At 42.2% G+C, this 18,481-nt stretch carries 11 protein-coding genes; 7 read left to right on the plus strand and 4 right to left on the minus strand.

Annotated features, from left to right (window positions below):
- Positions 1–66: 66 nt before the first annotated feature.
- The 3 genes from purU to CEX98_RS20730 form a co-directional block, all read right to left on the minus strand.
- A complete protein-coding gene (purU, locus tag CEX98_RS20720; RefSeq protein ID WP_099643893.1) occupies positions 67–897 on the minus strand; it encodes a formyltetrahydrofolate deformylase in 831 nt (276 codons plus the stop codon).
- A gap of 352 nt (positions 898–1,249) precedes the next feature.
- The gene (locus CEX98_RS20725) at positions 1,250–3,631 is read right to left on the minus strand and encodes a serine/threonine-protein kinase (protein WP_099643894.1); all 2,382 of its coding nucleotides are present in this window, start codon (positions 3,629–3,631) and stop codon (positions 1,250–1,252) included.
- A 20-nt stretch (positions 3,632–3,651) separates the two neighbouring features.
- On the minus strand, positions 3,652–4,200 hold the full coding sequence (locus CEX98_RS20730) for an RNA polymerase sigma factor (RefSeq protein ID WP_099643895.1): 549 nt from the start codon (positions 4,198–4,200) through the stop codon (positions 3,652–3,654).
- Positions 4,201–4,415: 215 nt separating this feature from the next.
- Here CEX98_RS20730 and CEX98_RS20735 point away from each other — a divergent pair, with 215 nt between their 5' ends.
- Entirely contained in the window at positions 4,416–7,337 is a 2,922-nt protein-coding gene (locus CEX98_RS20735) for a PKD domain-containing protein (RefSeq protein ID WP_099643896.1), read from the plus strand.
- 76 nt (positions 7,338–7,413) lie between these two features.
- On the opposite strand, the gene CEX98_RS20740 is transcribed toward CEX98_RS20735, so the two are convergent.
- The gene (locus CEX98_RS20740) at positions 7,414–10,839 is read right to left on the minus strand and encodes a PAS domain-containing hybrid sensor histidine kinase/response regulator (protein WP_099643897.1); all 3,426 of its coding nucleotides are present in this window, start codon (positions 10,837–10,839) and stop codon (positions 7,414–7,416) included.
- Positions 10,840–11,250: 411 nt separating this feature from the next.
- Between CEX98_RS20740 and CEX98_RS20745 the strand changes: the two genes are divergently transcribed.
- The 6 genes from CEX98_RS20745 (at position 11,251) to CEX98_RS20770 (ending at position 18,413) form a co-directional block, all read left to right on the plus strand.
- Complete coding sequence (locus tag CEX98_RS20745) at positions 11,251–11,514, plus strand: DUF4212 domain-containing protein (protein WP_010378736.1); 264 nt, start codon at positions 11,251–11,253, stop codon at positions 11,512–11,514.
- An 11-nt stretch (positions 11,515–11,525) separates the two neighbouring features.
- On the plus strand, positions 11,526–13,250 hold the full coding sequence (locus CEX98_RS20750; RefSeq protein WP_099643898.1) for a sodium:solute symporter family protein: 1,725 nt from the start codon (positions 11,526–11,528) through the stop codon (positions 13,248–13,250).
- Between the two features lie 138 nt (positions 13,251–13,388).
- Complete coding sequence (locus CEX98_RS20755) at positions 13,389–15,227, plus strand: DUF294 nucleotidyltransferase-like domain-containing protein (RefSeq protein ID WP_099643899.1); 1,839 nt, start codon at positions 13,389–13,391, stop codon at positions 15,225–15,227.
- 3 nt (positions 15,228–15,230) lie between these two features.
- Positions 15,231–15,848, plus strand: a complete 618-nt coding sequence (locus CEX98_RS20760; protein WP_099643900.1) for a 3'-5' exonuclease — start codon at positions 15,231–15,233, stop codon at positions 15,846–15,848.
- A gap of 153 nt (positions 15,849–16,001) precedes the next feature.
- Complete coding sequence (gene epd, locus CEX98_RS20765; protein WP_099643901.1) at positions 16,002–17,012, plus strand: erythrose-4-phosphate dehydrogenase; 1,011 nt, start codon at positions 16,002–16,004, stop codon at positions 17,010–17,012.
- 222 nt (positions 17,013–17,234) lie between these two features.
- Positions 17,235–18,413 carry a phosphoglycerate kinase gene (locus CEX98_RS20770; RefSeq protein WP_099643902.1) on the plus strand — a complete coding sequence of 393 codons (1,179 nt, stop codon included), beginning with the start codon at positions 17,235–17,237 and terminating at the stop codon, positions 18,411–18,413.
- Positions 18,414–18,481: the final 68 nt, after the last annotated feature.

The raw sequence follows: 18,481 nt of genomic DNA on the forward strand, positions 1-18,481 counted from the left end.
ATACCCTTAACATGGTAGGAGGTGGTTCACCCGCCGATGTGTGTGTATACACACCAAGTCGAAGGCTTATGAAAACACGACGGTTTTGTCACCATTAATAAACAGTTTGTGCTCACAAGCTAGTTGTAGTGCATTGCAAAATACAGTTTTCTCTATATCTCGACCAATTTTAGCCATTTCTTCTGCATTATGGGCGTGACTCACTTGTGTGACGTTTTGTGCAATGATTGGGCCTTCATCTAGTTCATCATTGACAAAATGCGCTGTCGCACCAACGATTTTGACACCGCGTTTGAAGGCTTGATGATAAGGTTTGGCACCAATAAATGCGGGTAAAGATGAGTGGTGAATATTAATAATCCTACCTTCAAAACGAGATACAAACTCAGGAGTCAAAATACGCATGTATTTTGCTAACCCGACAATGTCGGGGTTGTATTGCTCAATGAGTTCAGCCATTGCAGCATCGTGCTCTGAGCGGGTTAATCCTTCATGTGAAACTAGATGAAAAGGAATACCGAAGCCTTTTACAAGGGGCTCTAGCGTGTCGTAGTTGGCTATAACGGCTTGCACTTCGATATTGAATGCTTGTTCGTATTGCTTAAGCAAAACGCCACCCAAACAATGCACTTCCTTAGTTGCTAACAACACAACTTTAGTACGCTCTTGACCATAGAGGTTAAGCTTTGCTCCTTCTGGGAGTAATGCTTGAAGCTGAGCGATGAAGCTATTATTTGGTGCGCCGCTGAGCTCTGTGCGCATAAAAAATCTGTTTCCTTCTTTATCAACAAACTCATTATTACGCGTGATGTTTAGATCGTGCTCATGACACAGGCTAGTGATCTTGGCGATCAACCCTATGTCATCTTTGCACTCTGTCGTTAGTATGTAACTCATTTCCTCATTCCTACGGTTAATACTGGTTAAACGAATCAAACAAATTATCAACTTTAACAAGAATTAGCCACGGGGTTAGTTAAATAAAAGGGCTAATGAAGTTGGTATAAGGAGCCATAAAATGTTCCGTAGGCAAGCCGGTTTATCACAATTCACTGCAAATATACCGCTGAGTGAAAGTGAGCCTACGGAATCACAAAATACGTTACATGAGAATCGTTGGCTTGATCTAGGGAGCTGTCGTTTAATTACAAAAATATGGAGAATTAGACCACTGTTATAGGCTTTTATGCTTCATGTAACAGTGGTGGAGTTTTGATTATGAAAACTAGATTGAATAGTCTTTATGCATTCATAAGTCACTAATCATAGTTTTAATTTTTTGCACATATTGATGAGATTCGCCATAGTTTTTAGAAAGAATCTGTATTGCTCTTTTCGCTTTTTCTTTTGCTATATCGACTTCATTCAAGGCGATATATGCTGGCAAAGCATTACGTATTATCAAACCCGTTCTTGCGTGGTCTGCGCCAAAATGCTCTTCTGTCATCGTTATTAAATTATCAAATTGATTTCTGGCAAGCTCAAATCGTTTATTTTCTATGTAGATCCTTGCTAGCCCATTTTTAATAGCAATTATTAAATATGGGTTTATCGAATCCATCGATTTTGCTTGCAAAAGCGCGTGCTTATAGTACTGCTCTGCTTCTGAGTAATTTTTTGCTTTATACTCTAGGTTTCCTATGTGGATAAAACCTACGACACTATCTTGATTAGGTTCTTTGTAAATATCTTTTTGGACGCTAATTGAGCGCTTTAGTAGTTCTCTTGCTTTGTCAAAGTGTTTTAGTTCACTGTAAGTAATCGCTATATTTTGCATACTCTTAGCAACGTATGGGTGTGTCTCACCATAAATTTTTATACTACTAGTTAGGCCTTGCTCTCCAATGTTTATTGCCTCTTCGTATTGAGTTAGGTTATTAAGCATTGCTGAAAGTTCAATCTGTGAATAAGCTATTTTGTGATGGGTTTTAGGTAGGTGCTGCATTAATAGTTCTAGTGACTGCTTTCTTGTTTTTACAGACTCTTTGTATAAAGATTGATTTTGTTGGTTATGTGCCAAATCCAGTAAAATGTCAGCTTTGAGTATTGGGTCCTTCACTAAATTTAAGGCTTCAGTTAGCCGTTTTTCTGCAAGTTCAAATTGACTGTTGTGATCAAGGGCTTTACCGTTAAACCAGAGCGCAGTTAACCTCTCGTTTGGTAGTAAAGTTTTATCATTAAGAAGCTGAGCTGTGATATCTATAGCCTGTTTGTAGTCATTTAAAGCGGTATAGCATTTTGCAATCTTGAGCTTTACAAGATGAACTTGTTGCTCCTGAGGTGAGACCAGTGATAGCGAGGAGCTATATACATCGCGTGCCCTTTCATATTCACCCAGACCATAAAGCGAGTCCGCAATAGTCATTTTTATTTCAAATAAAATATGGGGAGCTGTTGAGAATTTTCTTTCAGCAGTTTCAACATTTCTCCATAACAAGTCTTTGGCTAAAATTGACTGGCCTGAGTTAACTTCTGGGTTGCCACTCGCAAATGTCTCAATCATAAATTTAGCAATGTGCTCAGTCGTTTGTTTTTCTTGGCTTAGTTGTGCATTTTTATAGATAAGGAATGTCGAAAAAGCTAGCACTACACATATAAATATTGCGGTTGCTAGGCTTGAAATGGGGTTGCGCTGTATAAATTTCTTTCCAGAATAAACTAAGCTTTGGTTAATACTTAGGGGGAGTTTGCCCATGTAGTTCTTGATATCTTGCGCAAGTAATGAAGAAGTTGAATATCGCTTACTTTGTTTTTTACAAGCATGTTCTATTATTGCTTTGATTTCATCATTATTAGACTTTAGGGTCTTTTCTAAAATCTTCCCCAAACTATACACATCACTTTGAGTAGTCAGTGGCTCACCCGCTATCTGCTCGGGGCTAGCATAGTCTTTACTGAGGCCGTTAATGTAGGCCGAGTAGGTGGCGTCGCTTTGTTCGCTTAGGGTATGAGCAACGCCAAAGTCAACTAATTTCGGTTCACCAAGCTTGTCGACAAGAATGTTTTCGGGTTTTAAATCACCATGAATAATTCGGTTTTGGTGAGAGTAGTTGACGGCATCACATATTTTTATAAACAGCGACAACAATTCTTTGTTCGGGATATTTTTGCAAAACTTTTGTAGTGGCTCACCCTCAATGTATTCCATTATCAGGTAGATTAAGCCTGACTCGGTGGTGCCAACATCGTAAACTTTGGCAATATTGGGGTGGTTTAAGCGGGCTAAATATTGCGCTTCTTTAAACGCAAGCTCCTTTGAAGTTAACAACGTGATTGATGGTGCAATAATTTTAATGGCAACATGTTGTTCTAGTTGACCATCGCAGCGCTCGGCAAGATACACCACGCCCATACCGCCTGAACCAAGTAAAGTGGTTAGCTTAAAGTGCTGAATTTGTTCGCCATTAAGTGAAAGTAGGCTTTTATCGCTATCTAGGGTATCTACTTGTTCAGCAATAATACTACTGAATAAGGTCTGCTGAGCATTTTTTTTATGTGCTGTAATAAGTGCGCTGACTTCGCTTTTAAGCTCCAATGAGATATCGGGGAGCTGCTCTAACCCAGCTGTTAAGTCATCTGGCGAATGCGTTAATAGATGATCGAATATACTGAGTGCGTCTTTGAAAGTCATGGTGCGTCCTTTTATTTTTATTATGTATTAACTCTTATAAATGCTTTGGCGGCCTCAAGTTCGCGATAAACAGTCGCTTTTGAAATATTGAGCTGTTCCGCCAGCTGTTCAGCTTGGAGACCTAAAAAGTAGTGCTGAGAAAAGATATCGGCTTTCGTTGGGTATTGTTTCGCAAGTTGTGAGAGCGCGTTGTCTAACGCGAGGTATTGATCTGGTGAAGCCTCTGTTGCTTCTTCAACCCAATAAGGCGGGGGCGTTCTCTTTTGTGCTTTTAGTTTGCGGATCTCGTCTCGCAGTACATTGCGAATAAATAGGCTAAGATAGCGGTTTAATTGTGTTTGATGTTCAATGCCATAGTTTGGAGGAATTAGTTCCATCAAGGATTGGTGCAAAAGGCAGGTCGTGTTGGGCAAGTTGTTTAAAATGAATGTCGCATCCAGCTGTTTTTTGTGTGCTTTCAGATGTGAACTGCAAACATTTTTTAAATGGTTATAGACTAAAGCTTTAAGCTTTTTCTCACTCTCTTTACAGTCTTTTTGCCAATTAGCCAACAGTGCAATGATATCCATGCGTATTCCTTTTTTCTGCAATTGCGTAATTATCCTAGCAACAAAATCGATGTAAATGTAATTATTTTTTAACCAGTTGAGAAAATCTCTTTGGTTTTTCGTGGAGATAGGTTTTGTAAAGGACTTCTATAGTCAGGCTATCACTTAGGTGTGACCTGAACGCGACAATAATAAAAAGGTGTTGCGTTACTTTTAAGGACCGAGGAGGGAAATCCATGAAAAATAAATTTACGTTAAGTTGTATTGCCTTGAGCTTGTTATTGGCGGGGTGTGGCTCTGACGATTCATCTCCAGACATACCAAATAATGATAATTCCGGAGATAAAACAACTGATACTGATAAAGCGCCTGTGATAGCAAACATTTCGGACGTTACGGTCGATGAAAAGGCGACAGCAACAATTACAGCAGATGTTGAAGATGAAGGTGAGGTGACTTTTGTTTGGGAGCAAATCAGCGGCCCCGATTTAGCCTTAGAGGGGGCGAATAGTAATAAGCTTGATGTTACCGCTCCTGCTACAACAGACAATGAAGTGGCAAAATTACGCTTGACGGTGACCGATGCGAGTGAGCAAACGGCCACTACAGATGTAACCGTAAACATTAATCAGCTGTTCGACCAAGTTACATTAGAGGGTAAGGTAATAGGTGTTGACTTGGCGGGGGGGACTGTCAGTGCTCAGTACGATGAAAACAACAGTGTTGCGCAAATCGATGAAGATGGTAAGTTTAGCGTATCGTTGAAACAAGATGATGACGCTCCAACCTCCGCTATTGTTTCTTTATATGCTCAAGGGGCCGATGATAAAAGTGCGATCGAGCTGCAGTCCTACACCTTAAGCTTTGCCTCTTTACAATCTCAAGCAGGTGATGACAATAAACTGGCTGATGATGAACTTATACAATTACAATTATCACCGTTTAGCAGTGCAACCGCAGCTTCATTGGAAGCACATAATGGCGATACCATTAAAACTTTAGAGCAGCTGCAGCAAAGCTCGGTCAGTATTGATCATGGGCATAGGATGAATAGCGCAATTGTTTATCAATTATATCTAGATGAGCAAAATCTGACTGTGACCCCTCCTCCAGCCAGTGCCCCAGCGAGCGGCAGTGATACGGTACCACCTCCAACACCACAAAGTTCTCTGGATTGGTTAAAAGATACAGAGGTGTTTAGGCAATACTTAGAGGAAAAAATAGGCTCTCCAGAGTACGCTGACGCTAAAGCAAAATTGTTTGAAACTGAGCAGTTAAGTGTTATTTCCTCGACTCCGGAAGTATTGTACTTATCACACGATTTGTATTTTCCTGGCGGTGGGGGGACTAAAATAACCTTTAACTCCGACGGCACAGGGACAGTCCTGATTGGCGACTTCGAAGACTCGATTAATTGGATATTTAAAGAAGGTTTCATCACGATTACCCCTCAAGACGAGCGTATGCTGGAATCAAGTGCTACCTATTTTCGGTTAGATGAGCAAGGCAATGAAATAGAGGTAACTGTTGTCGAGTGGCTGGATAGTATAAGGATTAGTTTAAGAGACCTTGGCCACAAAGCGCTGAGTGCTGAAACAATAATCAGTAGGCATAGGGAATATCCAAACGGGGGCGGGGAAAATCGAAATTTTATCTTTACCGTAGAAAGTGCAGCGTATAGTAATAACAACCATCAAAAGATAGATATTACCGTTGGCCAAAAGGTTAGCTTACCGTTACTCAGCTACAGTAGTTTAACTGAAGATTCAGGGTTTAGTTCTGCTTTATTCTCGTTTGATACTAGCAATACTGGCACGCTTCATTTATCAAAAGATGAAACTGCCTCCTTTAATTGGCAGTATGCTGGGCAAGGTGTAAATCAAAAAGTAGTGATAGATGTACCGACTTTAGACTTTAACTTTGAATATCAGCTGTTAACACCGCAGGCTAGCCGGTATATGGTTTACGGTAAAGTACAGCAGTCAGACGATTCTAGTACAGTGGTCGGAACGGCTTATAATTTAGATCCGGAAGCTAGCTGGGTTAAAGAAGAAGTCGTAGGCGTATGGAGTAGACGGTATGCAGGGAGCTATTTTGATTCGTTTTGGTATGAACTCTATGATGACGGTAAGTCTTACTCTGTTAGCACGTTTGACTCCAATTATGACGGCTCTCTGACAGAGGATGAGGTTAATGTTGGTTATGGTAATTGGGAGCTGGAAAATGGTGAACTTACACTTCATAACTATCAAGATCCCAATTGTACATTTACTGGCTGCCAAGTATTAAACTCACGTACCTTTACTATTTTGAGTAAAACACCATATAAATATGCTATCCAAGCAGAAGTGAACTATGTCGATGGTTGGTCTGTTCATGAAACCTTTGACTTAACGGCTCATAAAACTCGACCATTAAGCCAGTATTTACCAGCGTCACTGATTGGCACTGTGCTACCACAATTTACACCTAATCATCATGTTCCAAATTTGGTTGATGTTGAGTCATTAATCGATACAGAGCTATATACACTCGAACATGATAACTGGAGTAACCAAGTGGTCAGTTCACTCTATTTAGAGCAAGGTGGAGAGTTTACTTATTCAGGTACTCAGAATATGACCGGAGATTACGACCTTAAGGCAGATCACCGTGTTCGTTTAGAGGTTGATGATCGTAGTTTGTATTTTGCTATTTTAGCAGAGCAGGACAACACTTACCTAAGCGGATTAGATGGTAATGTAAGTCCATATTTTACCCAAAAAGACAATGCCGAGAGCTATGCAAAGGCGGTGAAACAAACGGAACCTGTAGCCTCGTTTAAAGACTTACAAGAACAGGCTATTTATATGGCTGATAGAAGTCGAGAAGGAGATTGGGTTATTACCTACATTGTTGTAAATGAAGAGACAATTACTGTGTACGGCGATGCTGATTTTAGCGATGTACAAGCAACGATGAATTACACTCAAAACGAAGATGGCAGTGTAATCGTTTCCGGCAATCAATTGTTTATTGCACAGCATAATAGCCAGTTTAGTACAGTGATCACTGTTGACGGTGAAGGAAGAGATTTTAATTACTTCTTTTATACAGCCGAACAAGTTAGCGACTTCGTAGAAGCTGCAAATCAATTACAGGCACTGGCATCACACTAGTTCTTGCTTAGCTTTACAATAATAGTAAAGCTTTGATATCCGCGACTAAAGCCTAAGTTTACTTAGGCTTTTTTCATCACCGTCCATGATTGAGTAATGCTTTTAGCTTTGCGGGTTTTACGGGTTTTGAAAGGTAATGAATTTGTTCATTTTTAGCTGTCACTTTTACTTCTTCATCTCTTACAGCAGTAATGAGAATTGCCGGTACAGTGTATTGCCAGATACTGCGTAGTGCTTTGATAAGCGCAATACCATCGCAATCGTTATTCAGTTGATAATCCATTAAGATAGCGTCAGGGGCATCGTTATGCTCAGCATATTCCAGCGCTTCTTCTACCTGACAAAATAGCTGATAGCGGCAATGCCATTTGTCTAATAGGCTTGCCATGGCCTCTAGGTTCTTTGGATCGTCATCCACCGCAACTACATTAAGTTGGGTCTTGTTTTGTGGCTTTTGGCCGATATCTTCTTTTACCTGTAACAAGTCGGCATTGCCGTAAGGGATGTCTATACTAAAGCGGCTACCATGGTTAACCATAGATTTCACCGAGATAGAAATTGAAAGCAAGTCACATAAACGTTTAACCACGCCAAGACCCAGTCCAACTCCTTTGTTATCACCGGCTTGAATACGATAAAAGTCATTAAAGATCTTATTTTGCTCGTGATCTGAGATCCCAGGCCCCGTATCCCATACCTCTAATCTCAAGCTGTGTTTACCGCGGCGGCAGGCAATTAATACTTTACCACTTTCGGTATATTTTACAGCGTTGGAGACCAAGTTTTGAATGATACGGCGCAGATAAGTGGTATCACTGTGCACTATGCTATGAGAGCTCCTGACTTTAAGTTTTAAGCCCTTTTCCTTTGAAAGAATGGCGTATTCGTTGGCTAGCGGCAGTAAGATATCATCAATGTTAAAGTGTCTTGGTGTCGGCTTCATTGCACCTTGTTCAAGCTTTGCAATGTCTAGTAATGCACTCATCAAATGAACGGTAGAATCTAAACTATCAGTGAGTTTTTCAAAGTTACTTTGATCTTTGTTGACTAACTGATCGGTATCAATTGCGGCTAAATATAGACGTGCAGCGTTGAGTGGTTGCAGAATGTCATGACTTGCCAGAGCTAAGAAGCGAGTTTTACTTTCGTTAGCTTGCTCTGCTTCTTTTTTTGCTGCCATTAGGGCTTGCTCTGTCTCTTGGCGGTTTGCGATTTCAGCTTTAAGATCCATATTTATGGTGCGGATCTCTTGTGTCCTAGCTTCGATGCGGTTCTCCAGATCCATGTTGATTTCTTCTAGCGCGTTTTGCGTCGCGATGTGGGTAGTGATATCCGAGAAGCTGGTCACAAAGCCTCCCTCCGGCAGTGGATTACCCGTCATTTCAAATACTTGGCCATTGCGGCGGTGGCGGATAAAGTGATGTGGTGTGCCATTTTTTAGGTGCTGTACACGTTTACCGACATGTTTGTCTATTTCACCTGGGCCACATTCGCCACGTTCTGCATTGAAACGGATCACTTCTTCAATGGGCTGGCCTACTTCTAAAAAGCCATCTGGATAGGAAAACATCTCGTTATAGCGTCTGTTCCATGCCACGAGTTTTAGATCTTTATCGACTACGGAGATCCCGTGACTTAAGTTTTCTAGCGATGTATAGAGTAGATTTTGATTAAACTGCAGTGCTTGTGTGGTTTCATCAAAAAAGTTGACCACTTCTTCAAATGCCATTTGGCGGCCTGATGATACAGTTCGGATCAAAGCTTGAGCTGAAGAGGCGCCTAATACGCCAGTTAGTGCTCTTTCACAGAATGAAATAAATTCGGGAGCTGGGTAGCTATCATTATCTTCTAAAATATTGTTTTGCGCATAATGCCCGAGCAATTGCTGGCTGCGTTGAACGCCTAAAAATGTTTGCAATAGCACCTTAAAATCGTAAACGGTAGCACGAACTTGTTTGTTCAAGCGTTTAGATAGGGCGGCTTGATCTTTGGGATTGACGAACGCGGCGGCCTGAATGCGGTCAACAAGACGTTCTTGGGCACCTATGGAAAAGCTAATATAACAGCTGATATTCGCAAGTAGAGCAAGTAAAGTGCCTCGAGTAATAATGGTTTGACGCATTTCGTAGTCAAGCAGCCCTCCAGCTTCTAGAATTGGGAACATTAAAAATAGCATCCAACAAATGAAACCGGCGATAAGACCAGCATACACGCCATAGGCGTGACCTTTGCGCCAATAGAGTCCACCGACGATCGCTGGCAGTAACTGAGTCACCAGTGAAAAGGCGACTAATCCCATATTAGCCAGCGCTTCACCATGACCAAACCACTGTTGATACATGTACGACAGCAACAATATCGCGGCTATCACAAAGCGGCGAACCAATAATATTTGGCTCTTAAAGCTACTGTTTAAAATATTTTTCTTGAATTTACGTTTAAATAGCAGCGGTAGTATTACGTCGTTTGACAACATGGTACTGAGTGTTAACGTTGCGACGACGATCATTGCGGTTGCCGCTGATAACCCGCCAATAAAAACAAATGTCGCTAAAATGGGATGATCCATCATGATTGGTAGGGCTAGTACAAAACTGTCTGGTGCTGCGCCGTAGCCTATATCTGGATGAATGGCGGCGGTGGCAATGGGAATTATCATCGCTGCAATCAGTAAAAGGTAAAGTGAAAATGCCCAGCGTGCCGTTTTAAGGTGAGAGGTATTATGATTGTCTACCACCACCACATGAAATTGCCTAGGCAAGCACACAATTGCTGCCGCTGCCATTAAGGTCTGACCGACAAAATTAAAGTTGAAAAAGTTAAAGGTTTGCCAATGTTCACTCAAGGCCTCAAAAGAATCGGGAACCTGAGCCAAGGATTGCCATGCCAACACCGCGACAATACCAAGCGCAAGCAGCTTTACAATAGATTCAAAAGCGACTGCGAGCATTAAACCAGAACGATATTCTGTGACATCCACCTTACGAGTACCAAAAAAGATGGCAAATAGAGCCATGATCAAGGTGCCCGCTAATGCAAGCGCCGTCCCCGATACTCGCTCATCTTGTTGTAGCAACAGAAAGCTACTGCTTAGTGCTTTAAGTTGTAGCGCAATATAAGGGATAGTTGCCAATAACGCGATGACAGTAACCATAACTGCTGTGGTTTGGCGTTTACCGTATCTGGCCGATATAAAGTCGGCAATGGTGGTGATATTTTGTTTCTTACTGACCAGTATTAGCTTACGTAAAAAACCTTGGCCAAATAAAAACAACAGAATAGGCCCGAGGAGAATTGGAAAGTAATGCCAACTGCTGGTTGCAGCAGTTCCTACTGAGCCGTAGTAAGTCCAAGAAGTACAATAAATGCCTAAGGAAAAGGCATATACAAACGGATGGTGACTGATTTTTAGTGCGCTTGGCGTAGTTTTGTCTCCCCAATTGGCAAGCCAAAATAAGACACCAATATAGGCGGCGGCAACGAGAAGTAAAATAGCAGTCATAGTGTTTGTTATGATTCTTGTTGTTTATATATCGATACTTTATCAAACAAATGCTGTGCTGAGTCCAGTTTGCTCTATAATTTTATTTAAATAGAATAAATTTATTCATATCAATGCGTTGCGCCTCTATTTGGACATTGCATTATTCATTTTAAGTTAACGTTAGACTAATGTCTTACTGCTCGTATTCTGATGAACATAACCTAGAGTGAGATGCGCTGGAAAAGCTCAACTCTATGTTTTTAATGTCTTTTTTGTTTTATAGGATGGTCACCTTTTACAGTTTACGTAAACGTTAACCATGCGTTACGACTAAGGTCTCAATTCCAACTTATCAAGCCATTGCTACTCTCAATAAGGTCTATTAACACAACTCGCTCTATTGTTGGAGCAAGTGATAGGAGATTTAAAATGGCTTTTAAAAGTGAAGAACAAGCGAAAGCATATTGGTCAGAAAATCTCGCCTTGATGTTTAAGCTACTCACTATTTGGTTTGTCGTCTCGTTTGGGTTTGGCATACTATTAGTTGATGTGCTCAACGAAGTCCGTTTTTTTGGTTTTAAACTCGGGTTTTGGTTTTCTCAGCAAGGCGCAATTTATACTTTTGTTGCGTTAATTTTTGTCTATGTTTCGAAAATGAATGCATTAGACAAAAAATACGGCGTAGACGAGTGAGGAGCTAAACGATGGATGTTCAAATTTTAACTTTTATAATCGTCGGTCTTAGCTTTGCGCTCTACATCGGCATTGCAATCTGGGCTAGAGCCGGCTCAACAAATGAGTTTTATGTCGCGGGAGGAGGCGTTCCACCGGTAGCGAATGGGATGGCAACGGCTGCTGACTGGATGAGTGCAGCGTCATTTATTTCAATGGCGGGTATTATCTCGTTTGCAGGTTACGATGGTGGTGTTTATTTGATGGGGTGGACCGGTGGTTACGTACTGCTAGCCCTTTGTCTTGCACCCTATTTACGTAAGTTTGGTAAGTTCACGGTTCCCGACTTTATCGGCGACCGTTATTATTCTCAGGTTGCCCGTGTGGTTGCGATCCTGTGTGCCATTTTCATCTGCTTTACCTACATCGCAGGGCAAATGCGTGGTGTTGGTGTAGTTTTCTCACGCTTTTTGGAAGTAGATATCGAAACTGGTGTTTATATCGGTATGGTAATTGTGTTTTTCTACGCAGTGCTGGGCGGTATGAAAGGCATTACATACACACAAGTTGCACAATATTGTGTGTTGGTATTTGCCTATCTAGTACCTGCTATCTTTATCTCTTTGATGATGACAGGGCACTTACTGCCACAAACTGGTTTTGGTGCAACATTGGCTGATGGTTCTGGTACTTACTTACTCGATAAGCTAGACGGACTCAGCACCGAGCTTGGCTTTGCACAGTACACCGAAGGCTCTAAGAGTATGGTAGACGTGTTTGCAATTACCGCGGCGCTTATGGTGGGTACTGCTGGTCTTCCGCACGTTATCGTCAGGTTCTTTACCGTTCCAAGAGTAAAAGATACTCGTATCTCTGCGGCTTGGACGTTAGTTTTTATCGCCATCGTGTACACGACTGCGCCAGCTGTAGCGTCTTTTGCTCGAGTAAACATGATAGACACTATCAATGGTAAAGATGGCAGCGGTACGGTATACCAAGAAGCACCACAATGGGTGAAAAACTGGGAAAGAACGGGCCTTATTGTATTCAATGACAAAAATGGTGACGGCAAAATGCAGTACTCGGCAGGCAAGATTGATGACCCTGCAAGTGCAAACGAAGTGAAGATTGACCGCGATATTATGGTATTGGCTAACCCTGAAATTGCCAACTTACCAGCGTGGGTGATTGCGCTTGTAGCCGCAGGTGGTATTGCCGCTGCACTGTCAACTACAGCGGGTTTGTTATTGGTTATTTCAACCTCAGTATCCCATGACCTGTTGAAACGGACACTTAAGCCAGATATTAACGACAAACAAGAGCTATTGGCTGCACGTTTGTCCGCTATGGTGGCCATTGCAATATCGGCTTACTTTGGCATTAACCCGCCAGGATTTGTGGCCTCGGTGGTGGCATTTGCCTTTGGCTTGGCGGCTGCAAGCTTCTTCCCTGCAATTATCATGGGAATATTCTCTAAGAGAATGAATAAAGAAGGTGCAATTGCAGGTATGGTAACGGGCATTGGCTTTACCGCAGCCTACATTATTTACTTCAAATTTATCAGTCCAGAGCTCAATGCACCTGCAAACTGGTTATTTGGTATTTCTCCTGAAGGGATTGGCATCGTCGGTATGTTGGTTAACTTTATCGTGGCTGCCCTAGTTATGAAAGTAACGGCTGAAACACCGGAAGAAGTGAAAGTGATGGTTGAAGGGATCCGCAACCCTAAAGGCTCTAGCACAGCCCACGCGCACTAAATACGGTAAGTGATTGTTGCCCAGCCTATGTGCTGGGCAACTTTGTTTTTAACATAGCGTAGTTGTATATGATTAACCTAAACTTGGGTTAAGAGGTAAGGTAACTCCGGTTCAGGCTAGTTAACAGGATGGTTAGATATGACGCCCGAAATTCAAGATGTCTTTCAGTTTGTGTATAAGCAAGCTCCTTTCTCTGAACTGCCCGAGTCGGCCGCGAGTTATTTTTCAAAACATATACAAATCGTTTATCTTAGCCAGTCCAATCAACAAGACTGGTTACAAAGCGGTAAACCCAACCTGTATTTGATCCGCTCTGGTGTTATCGATCTTATTTCTGCGAAAGATGAAGTGATTGGCCGCATGAGCGAAGGGGATTATTTTGGCTATCCGTCATTACTGACAGGCGATGCGATCCAAAACCGCATTGAAGTACAAAAAGACGGATTGGTTTATATTCTTGGTGAGCAGGATTTTGACTTTTTACGCCGTGAATATAAAGCATTTGAGCAATATTTTGTCCGAGCACATGCGAACCGCCTGCTGGCGTCACGCTATAAACAACAGAGTGAAACTTGGTCTGAGCGAAAAATTTCAGAACTAATGACCAAAGAGGCTGTAACTATCTCGCCAACTGCAAGCATTCGTGAAGCCGCCAAACAAATGAGTGAGCATCGCGTTTCATCTATTATGATCACAAAAGACGATCGTTTAGTTGGCGTGGTGACCGACCGAGATCTACGCAACCGCGTGCTAGCACAGGATAAAGATCCCGAAGCAGCACTTGCCGAGATCATGACAGAAAAGCCAAAGCATATTTTTGAAAATAACCGAGTCTTTTCTGCATTGCATTTAATGCTCAAGCATAATATTCATCATTTACCGGTGCTTAATGAGGATTACAAACCGCTGGGGATGTTAACGAGTACAGATCTTCTGAGACAACAAAAGAGCGATCCGGTGCAATTAATTGGCAGGATCTATAAAGCACAAAATTTATTGGCAATAAAAAATTGCGCTCAAGAGATCCCCGATCTGCTTCGTCAGTTTTCTTATCATATTGAAGACATTTCCTTGATCGGAAAATTACTCAGTGGCCTTACCGATGCACTAACATCAAGATTAATCTACTTGTACCAACAGCAACATGGCGCTGCTCCTTGTCGTTTCGCTTGGATCTGTTTTGGTTCACAAGCAAGGGAAGAGCAGACGCTTCACTCAGATCAAGATAATGGCTTGTTGTTACCTGATTCTATAGCTGATGAGGAGCGTAACTACTTTGCCCAACTCGGTGCTTTTGTTTGTGAGCAGCTTAATGAATGCGGGATCCAGTCTTGTCCTGGCAATATTATGGCGAGTAACCCAGATTGTCGCGGTACGGTAAGCGAATGGACAACCCGATTTAGCCAGTGGATCTTATCGCCAACACCAAGGGCGATGTTGAACTGTAAAATCTATTTCGATATGCGCTTTATTGATGGCGCCAGTGACTTATATGCGGCACTAAGTCAGTCATTGGCTCTGATAAGCAAAAATGAACTGTTTTATGCGGCGATGGCCACTGATATTAACGCTAATTCTGTGCCTATAGGTATTTTTCAGCAATTTAAGTTAGAAAAAGACAAAGGGAATCATAAGTATCTTGATCTGAAAAAGCGTGGCGTAGCTATTATTAATGATGTTGTGCGGCTTTATGCACTAAAAGCTGGAGTTGCCAGAGCCAATACATTAGAGCGACTGGAAGCGCTTAATAAAAGTGCGTTTTTGGCTAAATCGGATATTAATAACCTAAAAGATTGCTGGCGCTTTTTAACACAGCTGAGATTAAAAACTCAGATCAACCGTGAGGGACTGCCTGGTAACTGTATAAACCCTGAGAATTTATCCTCATTGGAAAAACACCAATTAAAAGAAGCGTTTTATTTAGTTAAACAGGCGCAGCAGGCCAGTGCGTTTAAATTTGCCAGAGGAAGTCTATAAATCATGAATTGGCTTTCTCATGCATTCGCAAAGTGGCGTTATAAACATTTACCATTCTCGCAAGCTGAGTTGGTGGTGCTCGATCTGGAACTGACCGGACTGGATCCAAAGTGTCACGAGATAGTCTCTGCGGGCTGGTTACCCATTAAAAATATGCGGATCCAAGTGAGTGATGCACAATATTATTTAAATAAAGAAGTGCAATCACTTGAGCAAAGTCCAATTTTTCACGGTATAGATAGCGCTAGCCTTGCACAGGGTAAATCGTTCAAGACAGTATTGCTGGCACTTCAACACGCTCTACATGGCAACATTTTAGTGGGGCACAATATTTCAATGGATTGGGCATTTCTTAAAGTTGCTTTTCAACGCGTCAATCTTACTGTTAAGCCGGCTTTGATGTTAGACACGATGCAAATTGATAAACGTAGGGTGCTCAAACAAGGCTATCCATTGGCGCAAGATGGATTAACGTTAAATGCATGTAGAATGCGTTATGGATTACCACAACATCAGTTACACGACGCATTAAGCGATGCCTTAGCCACTGCTGAACTGTTACTCGCTCAGTCTCAGGCGATATGCTTAGGAGGCAAGTGCCGGATTGCGGATTTAAGCTGAACAGTGGCCGCTACTCGTTAATATGAGTGCTTGACGCTAACTGAGCTAAAAAGTTTACTCAGCCTCTTACACATTTAGCTTAGGTCGATTACAATAGCGCCATCAAAACGGAGGGGAACTTTCGTACTTGCGACTTCATGGATTTTCAATTTAATGACAATCAAGCTTGCAATTAATGGCTTTGGTCGAATAGGGCGTAATATAGTAAGAGCACTCTATGAGTCAGGGCGTCACCAACAAATTAAAATTGTAGCCATTAATGAACTGGCGGATCCTAAAGGGATCGCGCATCTTCTTAAATACGATACTTCGCATGGGCGCTTTGCGTTTCCTGTCTCGCTAACTGAGTCTTTTCTAGAAGTCGGTGAGGATAAAATACAGCTATTTTCAGAACCAGATCCTAGTCATTTACCTTGGCGCGCATTAGATGTTGATGTTGTTTTAGACTGCACCGGTGTGTATCACTCCCGACAGCATGCTTTAGCTCATATTCAGGCGGGCGCGAAGAAGGTTCTATTTTCTCATCCTGCCGATGCCGACGTAGACGCCACGGTGATCTTTGGTATAAATGATGAAGTCCTGCAACCTGAACACACCATAGTTTCAAACGGCTCATGTACTACAAACTGTATTGTTCCTGTGATCAAAGTATTGGATGATAAGTTTGGAATAGAGTCAGGTGCGATCACTACTATTCATGCCTCTATGCATGATCAGCAGGTGATTGATGCATATCACAGCGACTTACGCCGTACACGTGCGGCAAGTCAATCTATCATCCCTGTTGATACTAAGCTTGCTCGGGGTATTGAGCGGATTTTGCCGAAGTTCCAAGGGCGCTTTGAAGCTATTGCGGTGCGAGTTCCAACAATTAACGTAACTGCGATGGATTTGAGTGTTACGCTCAATGAAAATGTCACAATTGATGCGGTAAACTCGGTACTGCAACAAGCCGCTGGTGGTCGCTTAGAAGGTGTGCTGAGTTACACCGAAGAGCCTTTAGTGTCCGTAGATTTTAATCACGACTCACATTCTTGCATTATTGATGGTACGCAAACTCGAGTAAGCCACAAACGCTTAGTTAAACTCTTAGTTTGGTGTGATAACGAGTGGGGCTTTGCAAATCGTATGCTCGATACTGCTTGCGTGATGGTGCGAGGCTAATAATATCATTTAGCCTTAATACTTGCTCAATTTGAGGGAGTTATCGACACGATTTGCTTACCTCAAAATAGCTCACTTGATTCGGTTAACTGGTATAATTTGTCACAGACGCTGTTATAATCAAACGGCCTGCATAAAAATAAAACAATAATCCAAACAGAAGTGGCCTATGATTGCTACTTTGTAGATAACAAAATGTATCGTTCTTTAAGGAGATGTCCAATGTCAGTCATTAAGATGGCGGATTTAGATTTAAACGGCAAGCGTGTGTTGATCCGCGAAGACCTAAATGTGCCAATTAAAGATGGCAAAGTCGCGTCGGATGCGCGTATTCGTGCTGCATTACCAACTATCAAACTGGCGCTTGAAAAAGGTGCGAAGGTGATGGTGATGTCTCATCTTGGTCGCCCAACTGAGGGAGAGTACGATGCACAGTACTCGATGCAGCCGGTAGTGGATTATCTTAATGATGCGCTATCTCAAGAAGTACGTTTAGTGACGGATTATCTTAACGGCGTTGATGTTAACGACAATGAAGTGATTGTATTTGAGAACGTGCGCTTTAACTTAGGTGAAAAGAAAGATGATGAGGCACTAGCGAAGCAGTTAGCCGCATTGTGTGACGTCTACGTGATGGATGCGTTTGGTACTGCACACCGTGCTCAAGCGTCAACACACGGTGTTGGCTTATATGCCGAAGTGGCTTGCGCCGGACCTCTGTTGGCCGCTGAACTTGAGGCACTAGGGAAAGCGTTAGACAATCCGGCTCGCCCGTTAGTCGCGATTGTTGGCGGTTCAAAAGTTTCAACCAAACTAACAGTACTTGATTCGCTATCAAAAGTCGTAGACCAGTTGGTAACGGGTGGTGGTATCGCAAATACTTTCATCGCTGCCGCGGGTAATCCAGTAGGCAAATCCTTATACGAAGCGGACCTTATTCCTGAAGCTAATAAGCTGGTTGCTGCGGCTAAAGCGAATGATGGTGACATTCCAGTACCAACCGATGTGGTGGTTGGTAATGAATTCTCTGAATCTGCAGTGGCGACAATTAAAGACGTAAGTGAAGTTTCAGATGAGGACATGATCTTCGATATTGGTCCAGATACAGCAACACAACTTGCTGAAATCATTGCAAACGCAGGAACTGTGGTATGGAATGGTCCAGTTGGCGTATTTGAGTTCGATCAGTTTGGTAATGGTACTGAAGCGATTGCTAATGCAATTGCTAAATCGTCAGCATTTTCCATTGCTGGTGGTGGTGACACGCTAGCCGCCATTGATAAGTATGGTGTTGAGCAAGATATCTCTTATATCTCAACGGGCGGTGGCGCTTTCCTTGAGTTTCTTGAGGGTAAAACGCTTCCTGCTGTGGCAATGCTTGAACAGCGAGCTAAAAGCTAAAATTGATTGAGGTAGCGCTACGCTGCCTCTTTTACTATCAGGCAGTCATCACTCTCTCACTTATTTGA

This window comes from Pseudoalteromonas piscicida (genome assembly GCF_002744175.1).
GTDB classification, from domain to species: Bacteria; Pseudomonadota; Gammaproteobacteria; order Enterobacterales; family Alteromonadaceae; genus Pseudoalteromonas; species Pseudoalteromonas piscicida_B.